Below are 15,452 nucleotides of genomic sequence, written 5' to 3' on the forward strand. Positions count from 1 at the left end.
AATGCGTTTTTTTCTGACCGGGGGGTATCTATTGCATATTCCTTTTTCTTTGTGTGACTACACACCGGATAAGCAGACTTCAAATCATGGATGCAGTTAGTCTTCTTACATTCTTTATTCTTATTTGGATCACAGTCGTAATACTTTGGTTCCACGCTTACCATCGCTCCTCAGTTAAAGGTTTCTTCTTTTCCTTTTGTCTATATCCGTGCACCTCTTCATGACATGCATGACACAAAGGAATAAGGTTCTTGTATTCTTTCCCCCCAAAAATATAAACCTTACTCAACGCCAATCTAGGATACTTTCTAACATACTGAACATGATGAACCGTGTCAGCTCGTTTGTAGAAACCTCTTGCTTTGCAGTGCTGGCACTCATTTTTAAACTCAAGTAAGACCTCTGCCCTAAGCCGCAACCAATAGCGCGAAACGTAGAATGCATGAAGGTTGTCAGTCTCTATTAGGCCTTGAACCCAATGACCAACTTCATTATGGTTTTTGATATTCAAATTTCATTAACCTCATAAACCAAAGTAACCTTGGTGCATAAACGACCATCATCTATGACATACTAGGTGATATACATTAACTCAATAGGAGGATTTTTGAACATGAATAACTCTATGTTTCTTGTGTTCTGTCTTACTCTTGTAGTAATCTTGTTGATACTTCACGTTTAAGATTAGAGCAGGAGAAAATGCTTCAGGGCATTTTCTCTCAAACAAAGAAACATAAGGAGTTAAAAATAATAAATTATCATCACTTAAAAAGAGCTTCTAAATGAGGCTCTTTTAAGTTTTTTAATACCTGATCCTCAGCCTTTAACCGGCTGCTTTTTTATCATCCAATCACGACTAACATACAGTGGACATGCCGAATAAGCTATCGTAACTTAATACGAAGAGGTGAACTATATGCTTTTAGGCGTTTTAGGTTTACTTTTCCTGATACCGCAAATAATTGTATCTTTGCTGGTAATACTAATCGCCGCCATTGGTCTATAACTGTTTCAGCCTAGGTATTTATGCCTGGGCTTTTTTACAGTTGTATCCCTTTGTTCTCCCGCATCACCTCATCATGCTCCCTCCACGAACATCTCACGGACATGCTGAATAGTATAGATCAAGAAACCTCTTATTCTTATCTTATGGGAATCTAAGATAAAGAGGTGAAGTATATGATTTTTGTAGCACTAATAATAATTATTATTTTACTGCTAATAATTATCGCTCAACTACGAAAGCACCGAAAACCGATCTGCCCGCCAAAACCTTGTCGAAGATTATTATTTTCTTAACAGCTTTAGCCTAGGTGTGATCACCTAGGCTTTCTTTATAACTATTACATCGGTCCCGATATCCCCTTATTACTTCGCATCATCCGATCAAGCACTTTAAATCCCTTTGTATCTTCGAACTTAATCTTTGGTGGGGGTTTAGCAGGTACTATTTTCTTTGGATTCTTTTTCTTAGCCATGTTCCCCCTCCTTTTGCCTATAAGAAAAAGAGCCCCATTGAGGCTCTAAGTGTATATTCTTGATTTGATCAACTTTGAAGCTTGAACATCCATCCAATAATTTACATATTATATATCAACTTCCAGATATTACCCATTTAACTCTATGTGAAAGGGGGACCAATAAATGTTTCGCAGACCATTTTTCTTCCCGTTTTTCAATCCGTTTTTCTTTCCGTTTTTCTTCCCATTCTTTATTCGTCGGCGACGTTGGTAGTATTAGGTAGAATTCAATATTTAATTTATTTACCATATTGTTCCAACTCAACCAACATCTGAATATTATGTCCTATCTTTCGGCAAAGGAGGAAATGCAAATGGCATTCGGTGGTGTTGATCTAGATGATTGCAGACCAAAAAAAAGTTTTGCAGGAATCGCTATAGTTGTCGTAATTATTCTTCTGCTTATTGCACTAGGAATCGTATTCTAAATTTAAAAGGAGGTAATGATTAATGTACGGAATGGGTTACGGTGGAATGGGTGGAGCATGTTGTCATCCACCAGCTACTTCTTATGGATATGGCGGCGACGGTCATGGTGTCGGTGTAGGAATCATTGCAATTGCAATTCTGATTCTTATTGCTTTAGGAGTTATTTTCTAAAAACATTTTTCTAATAGGGCTATCATCTTTTAAAGGTGGTAGCCTTTTAATGAGTCCTCTCCACTTTAAGAGAAATAGAAAAAGCGCTCCTTTCGGAACGCTTTCTAACAATACCATTATAGCTCAAAGAACTATCGCATTTCCTCTTCTCTTTTAAGCTAATAATCTCAATGCCTCAGCATGTATCTTGTGAATGTGCTGCCACGAATAATTCATATCAACAGCAATTTGCTCCCATGATAACAATTCAATATACCTGGTTCTAATCAGATAACACTCACGAGCCGGTAACGCTTTAATGGCTTCTTCAATTTTCATAAGTACCTTGGTCGACTCTGCAATCTGCTCGGCCAGTTTCTTACGGGCCGCTTCTATATCTGCTACAGCGTCGCCCACCTTATCACTTGTATTACCCTTGCCAACGATGGCGTCATGCTTATTCTTCAGTTGTGTTGTGATCTTGGTGGCAGCCGCTCCTAACTCCATCAACTTATATTCTTGCTTAGTAATGTTTCGACGGATCCAGTAGTACTCACGGAGTTCTTGCTTAGTCACACGATCACCCTTCCGCAAAAGCATACTCATCAATTACCACAATGCCAGGACTCAACCCATCCAGTTGACGCCGACTCTCCCTGGGCCTCCATCGGCACCTTGGTCTGCGCTTCAATGGAGTGTTGTGGAGTTTGCGGAAGTTGTTTCGAGATGTGTGCCAATGCTTATTCCAACGCTCATGGAATGAATTGTCTAATTTTTCAGCGACAGATAATTGTTTCATGTCCAATGAGGCGGCCAATATCCCTATCGGTTCCTCATCCGTCTCTTCGTATTTAATAATAAATGTGCTCACAAATGCTTCGCACATTTTTTCCGCAGCTTCTTCGAATCCCACGCCAACAACCAACATTGCTTCTTTCGCTATTTCAAGCCATTGCAGATATTCACGTTTTAGATGTTCAAGCTGTTCATCATCGCTTTGTAGCTGCTCATTGAGATCACCTGTTATCACACTGCTATCTTGCACTCTTCCCACACCCTCCGCTTCTCTTCTAACTCATCAAGTCTAAGAAGTATTCTCTGGTCTATAAAGCGCTTTAGCCTTAGCCGCTCCAATTCGTTCTGCTCGATCTTACTCATGTAGTAAGGGTATTTTTCTCTCTGCCACTGTTTCCAGTACTCACGCCAGAGTGCGGACTCATGAGGTCCTTCTTTCCCATGATGGTGTACTTGGCATAATGTTACGATGTTCTCTACACATGCTACCCGGTCTCTAGCTTCACTTCTAAATTCAATGTGGTGATGGTCAACTTTATATGAGCTACAGCAACCAGGGTGCTGACACACACCCTGATCACGTTCGTCTACCTTTTTATAAGCATATTGGAGTAAAGTACTAAGGCTTGGCAACTACCTCACCTCGCTTTATCCACATTTCATTAACAGGTTATCCACAAGAACTTATTGCCTGGCGAAGCCTCTTGTTTCTTGATATAACTTTATCTGTCCATCTAAACTTCTGTTTAAATTCTTGATAACTATCATTATCCCAGCCAACCATAATGCCGTAGATCCATGCACTTCTTTTGTCTGCTCCCCAATCTCGAACATCAAACACGATAGCATCATGGACTGACTCATGGGCCTCTTGTAAATCACTCTTTACACTCATCCGCACTGGCTCCAACCACACTGCAGGCAATGCATACAGCCGCTCGCCCTGACCGTCTTACCTCCGCACTCCTTACATCCTTGGCCAAAACTCATATAAAAACAATGTCCTTTCCATTTTGGGTTTTTCTCTATTTTTAAGTTACGGCATTCACTAGTATCCTTGATATCTGATTTGGTGCAGAAATAATCACCGCACTTAAGCACCTTTCTTACCTCCGATCCTCACCCATCTACAGTCATCGATGCGAACATATCCGCACTTATCCTTTTCTTTGCATGATTTACACTGGCAAGGTCCATCTTTACACTTTCGGCAGTTACACAATATCTAGTACCTCCAACCTCTTCAGTACGATTTCCTCATCCATGAACCAATTAGTGATTGTTTTGATAATAAACCTCAGTCGCCGCTCATCAATGATCACTGCATCTGATCTTTTAGAGCTAAATGTTAGCTTGTTTTCCTCGGTATTTTCACCCGAGTAAAATTGACCGTTTAAGACTACGATTGCTTTCATTCGCAATCACAACATTTTCTCACGTTGTTTCCTCCACTCTTCATCCTCTAACATTGCATCTCTAATATCTCCCTCGCCATATCCATCTCTAGCAAACTCAGGATTCTTAACTAAAAAATCTTTACACTTGATGCATAGGTATTCCGCTCCAAAATTGCCTTCGTATACTCCTGCTATATAAAAACAATTTGATCCAGTTGGTATTTTCCCCCTACATCCGAAGCATCTGTGATTTTTCTTCGTCTTTTTTACTTGACGCTCGTTGTAGAAGTCACTCACTCCAAATCCCTCCTACCCCGTTCAGATACATCCAGAAGCTACTGTCAGCTATTCCTAGCCGCTCGTAGCGCACATTCAGTACAAGCGGCAGTACATCCCTCTTCCATAACGACCTGACGTAAAAGTTCTGACTCCCAACACTCAGATCCGCACACTGGGCAAGATACGAGCTTCCAATCTGGCATATGACTAGCATCCGGAATATTTTTCTTTAATGGCATACAGGCTATGCCTCCGTCTCCAAGGTTGTGTTGCCAAATCCTTGTATTCATGGCACTACCTCAATTCCAGGCCGCATTTTCCAATTCCAAAAGCCTTGTGACCCATTTGCAAGAATAGGCGATTTAAAATGTTTTACGTCTTCAAATATCCATGCATAGCGACCAAGGGTATAGTCACCAAGAAGTAGCTCAATCGGATCCAATGTTTCTAGGAACACTTCGTCAATTAGTTTGCAATCCACTAAATTCCCAACGGCCAATATATATCCAAATGGGAGCCTTTCTAGTGAGAACGGGTATAACAGGTTATTAATAACCGTGATGGATTTTGGATGAATGAGCTTTTTGACCTCGTTGAATGGCTTCTTTGCAGAATGTATAGCAACCGCTTCCCTGATATTAGTGCTCCAGCTCCGTGTCTCAATCTTCTTGTGGCGCTCTGCTATCAATGTTGCCCAAGGTTGCCATACTGTTAGCGCTTTCATTTCTAAAACCTCCTGTTTAGACGATTCCGCTCAATAGTAGTATCATTTGGCTAGTCGCAGATACTCGATATTTCTCAAGCTCTTCAGGCTTAATGTATCTGCGACCGTATATTCTTTTCATGTCACGCCATATATCCCATGGAATTCTAAAGTAGGATTGGAACTTGAAGGATACGAGAACAAAAGTAAATGCTCCAAGCTTATGGTGCTTTTCAAGTCCGTCAAGTTGTTCCTGTGTAAGTCTGCTTCGCTCAATGCGGTCTCCGTCAGTATGTTTAGCTTCGAACACTATGGCACGTCCACCATTGATTGTGCCTTTATAATCAGGTTGTGCCGCCTTTTCAAAGCAGGCTATAAATTTACCAGGCTGTCTCGGCATTGGCTTGAGTACTTTCATCGGTTCAGGCGTCTTTTCGATGTGAGCAATATCTCGGTCGTAATAAAAGTCACAGGCTGAGGTAATCAGATTTTCAAAGTATTCACCAACAATCTTTGACCGCTTGCCTTGCAGTTGACGTCGTGGATCCTTGCAGCGTTTCATGGCTTCGTAAGCGGTCGGATCGTTATATCCCTCGGAATTCTTGCGATGGTCTTTATTCACTAAGCTCACCTCCATCAAAATGGAATATCGTCATCCAAATTTACTTCACGCCCCAATGAGCTCATCCCACCAGTGCTACCGCTCCCACTGTCCTTAGGACTCAAGAACCTTACATCCTCGGCGATGACCTCAGTAACCCATCGCTTTTGACCGTCTGGAGCGGTATATGAACGTACTTGGATTCGACCGTCCACCGCGGCTAACTTTCCTTTGGCCAGATAATTTGCACAGAGTTCGGCAAGTTGTCGATAGACCACACAATTGATAAAATCAGTGTCTCTATTTCCCTGGGCATTTTTGAAATTACGATCAATCGCTAGTGTAAAATTGGCGACCGCTACACCTGTTGGCGTATAACGCAATTCTGGGTCTTTCGTCAAACGGCCAATCAAAACAACTCGATTCAACAATGTCAAAACTCCTTTTTACCAATCCGCAAAGGAATTGCGCCTTTTTTCATTTGACTTTGCGACAGCTTCGGTCCATGTAATTCCCTTTTTAATTCCGACAAACTCCAATCCTTCATAACCAGGTTGGCAGGGCTGATAATCAGGAGTAAGCTTGAAAACTTTTACCTCGTTAGCTGAACAACTTTCAGCAACTAAAGCATCTATTGCGGCCCTCACACTCTTAGGATCTGTTTTTATGCGGTCCGTTCTAGTGGTGATTTCCTTTTTCCCTGCCTTGATCCACCTAAGATGCGCATGTAAGGTGCTAACATGTAAGCCTAGTGATTCAGCTAAGGCCTTATTATCCCCATGACTCTTAACCGCTTTCTCGTAATCTTCTATCGTCGGTAGTAAGTCGCGTAGCTTTTGACGACCGCTTATTGGTTTTTGCATAGCTCCCTCCTGTTCGTAAGATTTCACAGGTAAAATGCATCGTACTTCCCGGTCCTTGGTGGTTCCGGAGGCTTATCTCCCGGATCTTTATTACGCTTGTGTACTTTTTTACGCTCAGCATCTCGAGTCAAAACATGATCGACTGTTAGGACACCGGCCTCTCGCCAGTCGGCCAAGACAGTACTCAGATAGAATTTATTGCGAACACTGGCATTGTCGCACTGTTTCAAAGCTTCGATGACCACTGCATCCGGATCTGGGCTTCCTCGTGTTGAAAACTCATCGCACCATGCAACGATACCCTCAGCTTCACCAGGGGAAATCGGTCGCCCCCATTTCTCTTGCGCCCAGTCGACCGCTCGCGTTCCTATAGCCATGGAGCGGTTATCCTCGGTCCTAGATCCGATTTTGCTCAATTCGTTCACGGTTTGCGCCGTTTTGGATACGCTTTCCTCGGATTCGTTCACAACTGTTTCAATTTCTTCACGCGCGTTATTGTTGTTGTTAATAACTGAAGGTGGAGGCGTAGGTGTAAGTGAAGGTGAAGGTGAAGGTTCGTTTTCTCGCGATTCCTCGCGCAACTCCGCGCAATCTAGCGTAATCGGTGGAGCGGGGTATTTTGACTCGTCAACATTTCTTTTCTCTTTACGAATATGAGTCTGATATTTGAACCATTTATCATGAGGAACAGACATGTATGGTTTGCCTGATACCTCATATAATTTGACAAGGCCAACGTCGTGATATAAACGTAAAGCAGTTCCTATTGATTCTGCAGTGATCATGTCATTACAAGGAAAGACTTTAGCTTTAAGCATTTTTGATTTAGCCTCAGCCCTTCCCCAGTCATCCAAGGCAGTCAAGATCCAAGGCCAGATTAAGGCTGCTAATGGATTATGCTCAGCAACAGTAATCAAACTTTCATCAATGCTTATATCACTGGTGACAAAAACCTTCCTGCCCAATTTTCCACCTTCTTATTTTTGAATAGATTTATTACAGTTTCTCTGACATTTTCCCAATTAGACCCTTGACCGCATTCTTGTACTTCTCTTTCCCTTCATCTTCGATCTCGTCTAAGACTCGCAGAAGATCTCCAAATCCTTTTACTAACGAGTCAAAATGAAGTTTGAATCTGATGGTCGCCGTGCTGATTGGCTGAGATCCCTTGGCTTCTAGCTCCTTGTTTCTTTTTCTTAGCTCATTTAGCTCTCGTTCAACTTCTTCAGGTACTTTCTCAATGACCGGTGCAGCTGAAACTTCAATCGGCTCTTTAAGTTGCCGCTCAAGTTCCTCGATTTTGTGCTGGGCCATGGTGAGTTCACTGTCGCTTTTGACAAGTGATTCAGATAGTCGATCAATCTCATCATTATTCCCTGAATCTTGGGCTTCAGAGAGTAATCTTTTGGTCTCAGAGATGGACAATCCCAATCGGTCAATCTCTTGTTTGGATTTCTCTTTCTCTTTTTCTAGGGCATCCTGAAGTCTCTTAACATCGGCCTGAGTATCACGAAGCATTTTATCTGCAGTCATTAACTCAGATTCAATACTTTGTTTTTCATCGAGCAATTTTCTAGCTTCATCGGCCTTCTCATCCGCTAAGCGTTTAGCATCATCAGTAATACCTTTATCTTTGCCCCATGCTACTTCCAGTTCCATTACTTTGGCCTCAAGTTCTTGCTTCTCCTTAATTGCTTGTTGCAGTTCTCTAGTAGTCATATTGTCGATGTCATGATCATGAATGAATGTTTCCCGCTCGTTTTGAGGAATTCCGAGCAACGCAACCGCTTGGGTATAACTCAAATTAGCAAGCGCTTGCGATTTTGCGTTATCGCAGAAAAAGGTTATCTGCGACGAACCGTAATCCGTAAAAATCCTCATGAGGTTATTGGCCGTTCTTTGGGAATAGGCGACAGACTTTTCTAACCATTCACCCCACTCACCATGCCCGATCATGGTCTTGGCTTCCGTTAGCCGACGGCCTATTTCAATGCTGTTGAATAGGAAAATTTTGCGGGTCTGTTCTTTGATACTGTTGATCTCTACAGCAATCATTTCAGGTGTTCTATCTACGGACAGATTCTTATCCATCATTAGAATTTCGTTCAAAATGTTCCCTCCCACGTTTATTTAAAACAAATATTCAACCTGTTTTTGCCAGTTTCTTCTTGCCTGGCATTTCAATGTCTGAGGTCTTTATCTCGAGATTTGCTTCCATGGCCCAAGCTAACACTTCACTATTAAGTTTGATATCACCTGATACAGCCTTATTATGGTTCGTCTTAGCCTGAATAACTTCATTCCCCTTAATCTCTAAGCAAACTGCTAATTTGCCTTTATCATCGGCAACTAAAACAATCCATTTCGTGTTATCTTTCATGGCTTTTCCGTACGAAGCCACACAGTTATTTAGTTCATGGCCAGCTACCAGTAACTCCAAGGATTCCTTGGGCATGAAAAATTTCAGTCGGTCAGTTTGCATTGACAATCTTTTGATAATATGGTCAGGAACATCAAACTTCAGGTTAACGTGACCCTGTCTCTTGTGCCTCAAGGACATCCAGTCGTGCAGGTCCCTCATCCTTATTGATTCAGATCTTAGAGCCTTAAGGTTTTCCTTGTTGAGCTCTTGAAATAAGGTAACGCAATCCCATAGCTGAGTTTGCATATAGTCTTCTACCATACGGACAATTCCTATTTCACCGTATAAGGGCTTCATTTCGCGCAGGAACTGTAATAACCCGTCATTCACTGACCATCTAACCCGCGCGTCATTGCCCATCTCTTTAAGGCCTTCATACATTCGTATAGCGCAATCATAATTTTCACAAAGATTGAAGGCTCTAGCTAGTATGCTGACACTAAAAGGATCTTCCCTTAACGTTCGGCGTACCATTGGTCTGTCTGGCAGGGATTTAGTTTTGATTATTGCCGTGACAAAGTCCTTTTTTCGACGGGTTAAGGTAATGACCTCATCCATTACAGCAAGATAAGTGTTGCTATCGAGTAGTTTTTTCTTCCAAAAAGTTTCAACTTCTTTAGGGCCTTCACGGTATTCTGCTGGAAGGTTTGGAGCATCTGGACAACCTACGCGAAACGCTATATTGAAGATGGGAAGTAAAAATGCGCCGTGGAACCGACCAGCGCTGACGTACATGGAAGAAACTTTGTGCTTGAGGTGCTTTTCAAGCTTGCAATGTACAGTCTCTCGGAGAATCCTCAAAATATCGCTTATTCCTGACCTTTGCTTTGAATTTGCAAGGCTACCTGGAATGAAGTACATCAGATTACTTTCGAACATTTCCAACTTGAAAGGATTTCCTAGTTCGATTGGTTCCCTATTTGAAGCTTTAGAATTGACTGAAAACGTGACCTTCTGCTTAGCGATATCGAACCGGAAAACTTCTCTGTAATACCCTGATCTCACATGAAGATAGTCCGTAAATGCCACTGTTTCACTAGTTACTTCAAGAGTAACTATCTTTTTATATTCCTTAACGACTAAACGAATTTTATTAGGAGCGTGCTCATCACGTTTGATGTAAACTACATTCTCGTGATGTCGATGACCACAATAGGGGCAAATGAAATGACTTCCACGTTCGTAATGCCACATAGCCCCTGGTATCTTTCCCCAAGCAGAGCAAAACACTTGGTCACACTCTTCACAGAAATATTGAAAATGGTGCAATCCGTTTTTAAGGTAGTCTATATCTTCCGCATAAGCAGAAAACATTTGAGGTATAACCAATTCTGCAACTAGCACTTCTCATCACACCCCTAAAATAAATCTTCAAGCTTAATGTCAAAGTCGATTGCCGGTTTTGAGGATACATCAGACTGAATTACTCTGTCAGGCATAGCTGAAGTAGGTACCGCTCGAGTGGCCGTCGGAGCGGTTGCTTCAATCCCAAAGTATTTCATAACGATTTCAAAACCTTCCTGAGGTGTAAATATTGCGAGATTATGGGACTGTTTTTTCTTAGCATCCTTCCACATCTCATCAAGACTTTTGCTGATGGTCTTATCCGTGGCAAGGATCTTCTCTGCATCCTGAGGGTTGACCTCAAGATGCTGCAACAAAAAACCGCCGACAACTTGGATATAAGGGTTTGCGTTATTTTGAGTCATTTCAGACTCTAATTTTTTAATAGCTTTTAATGGCATCTAGCTCACCCTTCTTCCCTGGTTCTCGTCGCTGTATCTATCATCAGGATGACAACCATTCAATATAATTTCCTCGGCCCACACCAGGTCAACCAGTGGTTCAACTTTCGAGACATCTATGGTACAATCTAGGTGAGATATTTCTTCGACGGTCTCTGTTGGCGCAGAGGCCTTTTTCACGTCCATAACATCCCATGGCAATGATTCGTCGTTAAATACTTCAACCAAAGACTCTGTGGCATTGTGGATCTCCGCCACCTGCTTAGCCGGATCGTTACAATCACAACAGAGAATGCTTTTAATAACTCCAATAGCATAGGCATTAAGATTTTTCCTACCCGCAACTTTTGCAAAATCGATAAACCATGCTTTACGATCCAAATGCGATTGCCCTCCTTTTACTTTTTAATCCAGACCTCCAATTCCCAAACTCCAAACTCTATAGCATCGCTCCGCTTCTCCATATAAAGGTCTAGCCTATCCCCACGGATAGCACCGCCTCTGTCCGTAACTGTGTAAGTTTTCTCAAACTCAGGAATATAAATCTTAGTACCAAAGGCTACACTAGGATCCGCCGCTATTGTCCGGCCTTCTTGCACGAGCTCACCGCTGGCTGTGATTCCCTTACCGTCCATTCCTCTGTCATTAGCCGTGTAAGCTGTAACAACCATCGTTCGTCGTTCATGCTTTATGGTTGTTCCTCGACTAATCGGCTTTACGGGAACCGATGCTGGCTGATGTTGTTTAACTGATTGCTGCATCTCCGAACAAACAGCCTCCGATGGTGTAAGACATAAGATCGCTACCATTAATGGGATAACAAAAATCCTTCGAACTTTTAATCACTCCTTTTTTAGCGAGTCTTTCAACGTGGGCGCAAACGACTGCGTATCGACACTGCATTTGATTGCGTAGCCCAGTACATCCTCCGCATGTTTCCAATCGTTCGAAAAAGCGTTCATAGGTCATGAATAGCCCTTCTCCCTTTAGTCTTGTTCCTCCACCTCATGTACCGCTCATAGTGGTTAAGTTTTTGCTTTCTTTCCTCTGTGAAAATTGGGGTAAATGAGATAGTAAAGAGTCCAATCGCCCAGTATCCTTCTGTGCCATACTCCCAGCGCATCCCGCAACCTTCTACTGGGCATCTGGCTTTGGTTTTACCTTTGGGAAAGGATATAGCTTGTCCACATTTGCAAATTGGAGTTAATACGAGAACTTCTCCCAAAGTGCCTCCCTCCTTATTTACGCAGCGCTTACTTCTGCTTTTGCCTCTTCCTTAGAATCAAAGTTCCCCGCGAATTCTCCGTCAATCCAGAGCTCGACATAGCCTCGTTTCTGGATGATTGTGTACGACATGGCATCCCCTCCTTTTCAAGTTGTTTACGCTACATTCCCACGGCCCATTGCAATAAAACAGCCTATCGCAATTTCAACAAGTTTCCCAAGGCTTGTCCTTTTTCTCCCCACCTTAATTGGAACAAGTCGGTTAATCCTTATGTCTGTTTCAGTTAGGTCCATGACCTCCGCGAATTCTGCGTTAGTCATGGGACCTAATTTTGTCTCGAGGATTTTTCTGAGCATTACTTTCCACCTCTTCCATAACCAACTTTTTCACAATCGCGAAGTAAATTATGCTGAGTTTCTCAGCATTGAGGGAAAAAAATATTTATCCATTTCCCTTGGCGATATCTCCAAAAACTCTGCGATCGCCTCTGCCTCAGGAATACTCATTGCATAAAAGCCATTGATTTTGTCCGACAAAGTGTTCACTGCAATACCGATACCATCGGCTAGTTTTCGATAAGAAGTACCCTGCTCTGTAATTCGGCCCTTCAGGGAATTAAGAACAGGGTACTTTCTGCGTTTCGCCATATTCATACACCTCCAGTTATTTATTGCGTTTCTCAGCAATTTAAGAATAGCATTCTGTCGAAATACTGTCAATGAGTTTCGCAATAATATTTTTAACTTTTTGTATAGATGTGTTGCATTTCTCTACGTTAAGAAATATAATAACATTATTAAATTAACAAAAGGGGATAGTTGCAGTGAGTAAATATTTCGACAAGGACTTATTTGGGGAAAGACTTGCAGAGTCAATGAGGGATAATAATGACACAACCTACAGCCTTGCAGAATTTCTTCATCTGAGCCCCTCTGCTATCTCCAGATATACAACTGGTGACAATGCGCCTAAGATCCCGACCATTGATTCTATCGCTAAAAAATATGGAGTTAATCCCGGATGGCTAATGGGTACAGAAGGAGTACAAAAATATCCAGAACATAAGGATGAATGCAAGAAAATACCTGTAATTTTCACTATTGCGGCCGGTGCTCCTATTCTTGCACAAGAGAATATCGAAAACTTTGAGTATGTGCCATCAGAGATAGATGTTCACTTTTGTCTTAGAGTAAAAGGAGATAGCATGATTGGGGCAAGAATCTTAGATGGAGATTTAGTATTTATTCGACAACAGAAAGAAGTTGAAAACGGTGAAATAGCAGCCGTTCTTATAGATGGAGAGGAGGCGACCTTGAAAAGATTTTTTAAGGCAGATGGCAAGATCACGTTGCGTTCAGAGAATCCAAATTACCCAGATCTTACATTCACAAAAAATAACAAAAAGGGGGTAGTTATCTTAGGCAAGGCAATACGATATATTTCGGAGGTGAGATAATCATGGCTAGTATTAGAAAACGCCCCAGCGGATCATATCAAGCAACGATATACGCTGGGGTAAATACTGAAGGGAAAAGGATAATGAAATACTTTACTCGAAAAACGTTAAAGGAGGCTAAAATAGCGGCCCGAGAGTTTGAGCAGGCTCATAAAATACCGATTGGGGATGATATAGTTGGCAAGCATAACTAAACGCCCCAATGGGTCGTACCAAGCAAGAATACACGTAGGCCGTGATATTGATGGAAAACAGTTACCCCCAAGGTGCGTAACCAAGCCTACCTTGAAGGAGTGCAAGGCTGCAGCAAGAGAAATCGAGCAAGAATTAGAAGATGGAAAGATGACAAATGTTGTTAATATCCGAGTTGCCAGCTGGATACAGAAGTGGCTCGAGGACAACAAAAATAACTATAGCCCAAGTACGTATGTTCTGTACCTGAGCTATCTAAAAAATCACTATCAACCATTTTTCAAACAAATGAAATTCAAAGATTTAAAAGAAATCCATATCAAAAGATTACGCAATAAGCTGCTCGGTGAAATGTCTACAACGAGTACACGCAGGGTATTGTCGTGCCTAAGGCCAATTATCTATGATGCTATGAAAAAGAAAAGTCCGTTCGAAGAAATAAAATTGCCAAAAGAAGCCAAGGTTGATTACTCGGACGTTCCTACGCCAGAAATATTTAAACAAATTTATAACGGAGTTCGGGGAACGAGGGACGAATCTATTATTCTTCTGGCAGCTTGGTGCGGGTTAAGAAGAGAGGAGATTTTTGCGCTCAAGGAAAACGATCTGGATTTTAAAAACAACACAATAGAGATCGACGAAGCCTATGTAATTAACGATCAAGGAAAATATGAGCTAAAAAGCACGAAGTCCGAAAACGGATTAAGACTCGTTTCTACACCGCCCTATCTCATGGACCTACTTAAAGGAGTTGTAAAAAACGGCATAAAACTCAAGAAACCTAAAAAGGAGAAGGTAACAAATATCGCTACTAAGCAAACCAAACAAAAAAAGGACAGGCTTATATTCCCGATGCGACCAGATAGCTATACCAGTTATCTAGCAAAGCTCGCAAAGAAAAAAAATATGCCGAAGATCCGTATGCACTTTCTCCGGCATTATCACGCGACTTGGCTTTACGAAAATGATGTACCAGATCATTTATCAGCCGAGCGCCTTGGACACGATATTAAGGTTTTGAAAGAAATATACCAACATCTCGGAGTTGAAAAGAAAAAGGAAATTAACAAAAAAATTATTGATCTCCAGCAAGAAGAATGCAAGTAATAAACAAGCAGAACGTATACTAAAATAGACCATTTATGTGGTCTATTTTTTTGTTGAGCATTTGTTGAGCATTCCCTATTTTAGCGACCTACCCTAAAACGTCAAACCGTTGATGTAATTGGTCGGAGCGACATGATTTGAACATGCGACCTCTACCACCCCAAGGTAATTTTTTGAGTAACGCAACAATTTATGTAGATATAGTATACAAGCCTACTTGAATCATTATGACTATACATATAAATTGTTGCGTTATCCTAAACATACACACAGCTTTAATTGTTAACATCATGAATTGGTATACTCTGTTGGGCATTTTGTTGGGCATGACTTTTTGTGTCCTAAATAGTAAGCGCGTCTCATATTAATATCGTTTGCCGCACAAACCGACTTCTCATATTCCAAGAACAGTCTATTATTTGGGCCGAGCAGGGCCATTATTTTTTTACCTAAACAAATAACAGTATTTATAAGCTCGATGTATTCAAGTTCCTTCTTTGATTCTTCGTAAGACGCTTCGATTACCCACTCTTTATCATTATCCAATGACGTATGCCCCTTCCATACT

The 15,452-nt window shown here is 41.6% G+C and carries 28 protein-coding genes; 4 read left to right on the top strand and 24 right to left on the bottom strand.

The window, feature by feature from the left end; genetic code table 11:
• Positions 1-157: 157 nt before the first annotated feature.
• Positions 158-511 (bottom strand): HNH endonuclease, encoded by a 354-nt coding sequence (locus tag M8E35_RS00140; protein ID WP_252466462.1) that lies wholly within the window; start codon positions 509-511, stop codon positions 158-160.
• An 832-nt stretch (positions 512-1,343) separates the two neighbouring features.
• Entirely contained in the window at positions 1,344-1,478 is a 135-nt protein-coding gene (locus M8E35_RS26350) for a hypothetical protein (RefSeq protein ID WP_289710601.1), read from the bottom strand.
• Between the two features lie 492 nt (positions 1,479-1,970).
• Between M8E35_RS26350 and M8E35_RS00145 the strand changes: the two genes are divergently transcribed.
• The gene (locus M8E35_RS00145; protein ID WP_252466465.1) at positions 1,971-2,120 is read left to right on the top strand and encodes a hypothetical protein; all 150 of its coding nucleotides are present in this window, start codon (positions 1,971-1,973) and stop codon (positions 2,118-2,120) included.
• Between the two features lie 153 nt (positions 2,121-2,273).
• Here the strand turns inward: M8E35_RS00145 and M8E35_RS00150 are convergent, their stop codons facing one another.
• From M8E35_RS00150 to M8E35_RS00250, 21 genes are all read right to left on the bottom strand, one after another.
• Positions 2,274-2,693: an RNA polymerase sigma factor sigma-70 region 4 domain-containing protein gene (locus tag M8E35_RS00150; RefSeq protein ID WP_252466476.1), complete on the bottom strand. Its 420-nt coding sequence runs from the start codon at positions 2,691-2,693 to the stop codon at positions 2,274-2,276.
• Positions 2,680-3,144, bottom strand: coding sequence for a hypothetical protein (locus tag M8E35_RS00155; protein ID WP_252466479.1), 465 nt, complete (start codon positions 3,142-3,144; stop codon positions 2,680-2,682). Before M8E35_RS00155 ends, M8E35_RS00150 begins: the two co-directional genes overlap by 14 nt.
• Positions 3,126-3,527 (bottom strand): hypothetical protein, encoded by a 402-nt coding sequence (locus M8E35_RS00160; protein WP_252466492.1) that lies wholly within the window; start codon positions 3,525-3,527, stop codon positions 3,126-3,128. Before M8E35_RS00160 ends, M8E35_RS00155 begins: the two co-directional genes overlap by 19 nt.
• A gap of 37 nt (positions 3,528-3,564) precedes the next feature.
• Positions 3,565-3,789: a hypothetical protein gene (locus tag M8E35_RS00165; protein ID WP_252466494.1), complete on the bottom strand. Its 225-nt coding sequence runs from the start codon at positions 3,787-3,789 to the stop codon at positions 3,565-3,567.
• Positions 3,790-4,108: 319 nt separating this feature from the next.
• Complete coding sequence (locus M8E35_RS00170; protein ID WP_252466506.1) at positions 4,109-4,309, bottom strand: hypothetical protein; 201 nt, start codon at positions 4,307-4,309, stop codon at positions 4,109-4,111.
• Positions 4,310-4,315: 6 nt separating this feature from the next.
• Positions 4,316-4,588: a hypothetical protein gene (locus M8E35_RS00175; RefSeq protein WP_252466509.1), complete on the bottom strand. Its 273-nt coding sequence runs from the start codon at positions 4,586-4,588 to the stop codon at positions 4,316-4,318.
• Positions 4,589-4,632: 44 nt separating this feature from the next.
• Positions 4,633-4,860: an alanine racemase gene (locus M8E35_RS00180; RefSeq protein WP_252466512.1), complete on the bottom strand. Its 228-nt coding sequence runs from the start codon at positions 4,858-4,860 to the stop codon at positions 4,633-4,635.
• Positions 4,857-5,294 carry an ASCH domain-containing protein gene (locus tag M8E35_RS00185; RefSeq protein ID WP_252466514.1) on the bottom strand — a complete coding sequence of 146 codons (438 nt, stop codon included), beginning with the start codon at positions 5,292-5,294 and terminating at the stop codon, positions 4,857-4,859. Before M8E35_RS00185 ends, M8E35_RS00180 begins: the two co-directional genes overlap by 4 nt.
• Positions 5,295-5,310: 16 nt before the next feature.
• Positions 5,311-5,895: a Holliday junction resolvase RecU gene (locus M8E35_RS00190; RefSeq protein WP_252466516.1), complete on the bottom strand. Its 585-nt coding sequence runs from the start codon at positions 5,893-5,895 to the stop codon at positions 5,311-5,313.
• Between the two features lie 14 nt (positions 5,896-5,909).
• On the bottom strand, positions 5,910-6,305 hold the full coding sequence (locus M8E35_RS00195) for a single-stranded DNA-binding protein (RefSeq protein WP_252466520.1): 396 nt from the start codon (positions 6,303-6,305) through the stop codon (positions 5,910-5,912).
• 15 nt (positions 6,306-6,320) lie between these two features.
• Positions 6,321-6,737: a hypothetical protein gene (locus tag M8E35_RS00200; protein ID WP_252466522.1), complete on the bottom strand. Its 417-nt coding sequence runs from the start codon at positions 6,735-6,737 to the stop codon at positions 6,321-6,323.
• Between the two features lie 23 nt (positions 6,738-6,760).
• On the bottom strand, positions 6,761-7,702 hold the full coding sequence (locus M8E35_RS00205) for a DnaD domain-containing protein (protein WP_252466535.1): 942 nt from the start codon (positions 7,700-7,702) through the stop codon (positions 6,761-6,763).
• 31 nt (positions 7,703-7,733) lie between these two features.
• A complete protein-coding gene (locus tag M8E35_RS00210) occupies positions 7,734-8,846 on the bottom strand; it encodes a DUF3102 domain-containing protein (protein WP_252466538.1) in 1,113 nt (370 codons plus the stop codon).
• A gap of 34 nt (positions 8,847-8,880) precedes the next feature.
• Entirely contained in the window at positions 8,881-10,503 is a 1,623-nt protein-coding gene (locus M8E35_RS00215; RefSeq protein WP_252466541.1) for a PcfJ domain-containing protein, read from the bottom strand.
• Positions 10,504-10,517: 14 nt separating this feature from the next.
• Positions 10,518-10,904 (bottom strand): hypothetical protein, encoded by a 387-nt coding sequence (locus M8E35_RS00220; RefSeq protein WP_252466543.1) that lies wholly within the window; start codon positions 10,902-10,904, stop codon positions 10,518-10,520.
• Positions 10,905-11,285, bottom strand: a complete 381-nt coding sequence (locus M8E35_RS00225) for a hypothetical protein (protein WP_252466546.1) — start codon at positions 11,283-11,285, stop codon at positions 10,905-10,907.
• 17 nt (positions 11,286-11,302) lie between these two features.
• Positions 11,303-11,665: a 3D domain-containing protein gene (locus M8E35_RS00230; RefSeq protein ID WP_252466565.1), complete on the bottom strand. Its 363-nt coding sequence runs from the start codon at positions 11,663-11,665 to the stop codon at positions 11,303-11,305.
• On the bottom strand, positions 11,649-11,873 hold the full coding sequence (locus tag M8E35_RS00235; protein WP_252466569.1) for a hypothetical protein: 225 nt from the start codon (positions 11,871-11,873) through the stop codon (positions 11,649-11,651). The genes M8E35_RS00230 and M8E35_RS00235 overlap by 17 nt, the downstream gene beginning before the upstream one ends.
• Complete coding sequence (locus tag M8E35_RS00240; protein WP_252466572.1) at positions 11,863-12,129, bottom strand: hypothetical protein; 267 nt, start codon at positions 12,127-12,129, stop codon at positions 11,863-11,865. The genes M8E35_RS00235 and M8E35_RS00240 overlap by 11 nt, the downstream gene beginning before the upstream one ends.
• 155 nt (positions 12,130-12,284) lie before the next feature.
• A complete protein-coding gene (locus M8E35_RS00245; RefSeq protein WP_252466574.1) occupies positions 12,285-12,485 on the bottom strand; it encodes a hypothetical protein in 201 nt (66 codons plus the stop codon).
• Positions 12,486-12,533: 48 nt separating this feature from the next.
• Positions 12,534-12,776, bottom strand: a complete 243-nt coding sequence (locus M8E35_RS00250) for a helix-turn-helix domain-containing protein (protein ID WP_252466576.1) — start codon at positions 12,774-12,776, stop codon at positions 12,534-12,536.
• A gap of 176 nt (positions 12,777-12,952) precedes the next feature.
• Between M8E35_RS00250 and M8E35_RS00255 the strand changes: the two genes are divergently transcribed.
• From M8E35_RS00255 to M8E35_RS00265, 3 genes are read left to right on the top strand one after another with little or no spacing between them, the layout of a single operon-like run.
• Positions 12,953-13,585, top strand: coding sequence for a LexA family protein (locus M8E35_RS00255; RefSeq protein WP_252466578.1), 633 nt, complete (start codon positions 12,953-12,955; stop codon positions 13,583-13,585).
• A gap of 2 nt (positions 13,586-13,587) precedes the next feature.
• Positions 13,588-13,779, top strand: coding sequence for a hypothetical protein (locus tag M8E35_RS00260; RefSeq protein ID WP_252466581.1), 192 nt, complete (start codon positions 13,588-13,590; stop codon positions 13,777-13,779).
• Complete coding sequence (locus M8E35_RS00265) at positions 13,763-14,884, top strand: site-specific integrase (RefSeq protein ID WP_252466584.1); 1,122 nt, start codon at positions 13,763-13,765, stop codon at positions 14,882-14,884. Before M8E35_RS00260 ends, M8E35_RS00265 begins: the two co-directional genes overlap by 17 nt.
• Positions 14,885-15,172: 288 nt before the next feature.
• Here the strand turns inward: M8E35_RS00265 and M8E35_RS00270 are convergent, their stop codons facing one another.
• Positions 15,173-15,430: a hypothetical protein gene (locus tag M8E35_RS00270; RefSeq protein WP_252466586.1), complete on the bottom strand. Its 258-nt coding sequence runs from the start codon at positions 15,428-15,430 to the stop codon at positions 15,173-15,175.
• Positions 15,431-15,452 lie beyond the last annotated feature (22 nt).

Source organism: Desulfosporosinus nitroreducens (assembly GCF_023897015.1).
Classification (GTDB): Bacteria; Bacillota; Desulfitobacteriia; order Desulfitobacteriales; family Desulfitobacteriaceae; genus Desulfosporosinus; species Desulfosporosinus nitroreducens.

Coding starts and splice junctions, on each gene's coding strand:
- M8E35_RS00170 (WP_252466506.1), bottom strand. CDS start 4,309: ATGAAAGCAATCGTAGTCTTAAACGGTCAATTTTACTCGGGTGAAAAT.
- M8E35_RS00200 (WP_252466522.1), bottom strand. CDS start 6,737: ATGCAAAAACCAATAAGCGGTCGTCAAAAGCTACGCGACTTACTACCG.
- M8E35_RS00245 (WP_252466574.1), bottom strand. CDS start 12,485: ATGCTCAGAAAAATCCTCGAGACAAAATTAGGTCCCATGACTAACGCA.
- M8E35_RS00250 (WP_252466576.1), bottom strand. CDS start 12,776: ATGGCGAAACGCAGAAAGTACCCTGTTCTTAATTCCCTGAAGGGCCGA.
- M8E35_RS00260 (WP_252466581.1), top strand. CDS start 13,588: ATGGCTAGTATTAGAAAACGCCCCAGCGGATCATATCAAGCAACGATA.
- M8E35_RS00180 (WP_252466512.1), bottom strand. CDS start 4,860: ATGAATACAAGGATTTGGCAACACAACCTTGGAGACGGAGGCATAGCC.
- M8E35_RS00220 (WP_252466543.1), bottom strand. CDS start 10,904: ATGCCATTAAAAGCTATTAAAAAATTAGAGTCTGAAATGACTCAAAAT.
- M8E35_RS26350 (WP_289710601.1), bottom strand. CDS start 1,478: ATGGCTAAGAAAAAGAATCCAAAGAAAATAGTACCTGCTAAACCCCCA.
- M8E35_RS00230 (WP_252466565.1), bottom strand. CDS start 11,665: ATGCAGCAATCAGTTAAACAACATCAGCCAGCATCGGTTCCCGTAAAG.
- M8E35_RS00185 (WP_252466514.1), bottom strand. CDS start 5,294: ATGAAAGCGCTAACAGTATGGCAACCTTGGGCAACATTGATAGCAGAG.
- M8E35_RS00145 (WP_252466465.1), top strand. CDS start 1,971: ATGTACGGAATGGGTTACGGTGGAATGGGTGGAGCATGTTGTCATCCA.
- M8E35_RS00235 (WP_252466569.1), bottom strand. CDS start 11,873: ATGACCTATGAACGCTTTTTCGAACGATTGGAAACATGCGGAGGATGT.
- M8E35_RS00165 (WP_252466494.1), bottom strand. CDS start 3,789: ATGAGTGTAAAGAGTGATTTACAAGAGGCCCATGAGTCAGTCCATGAT.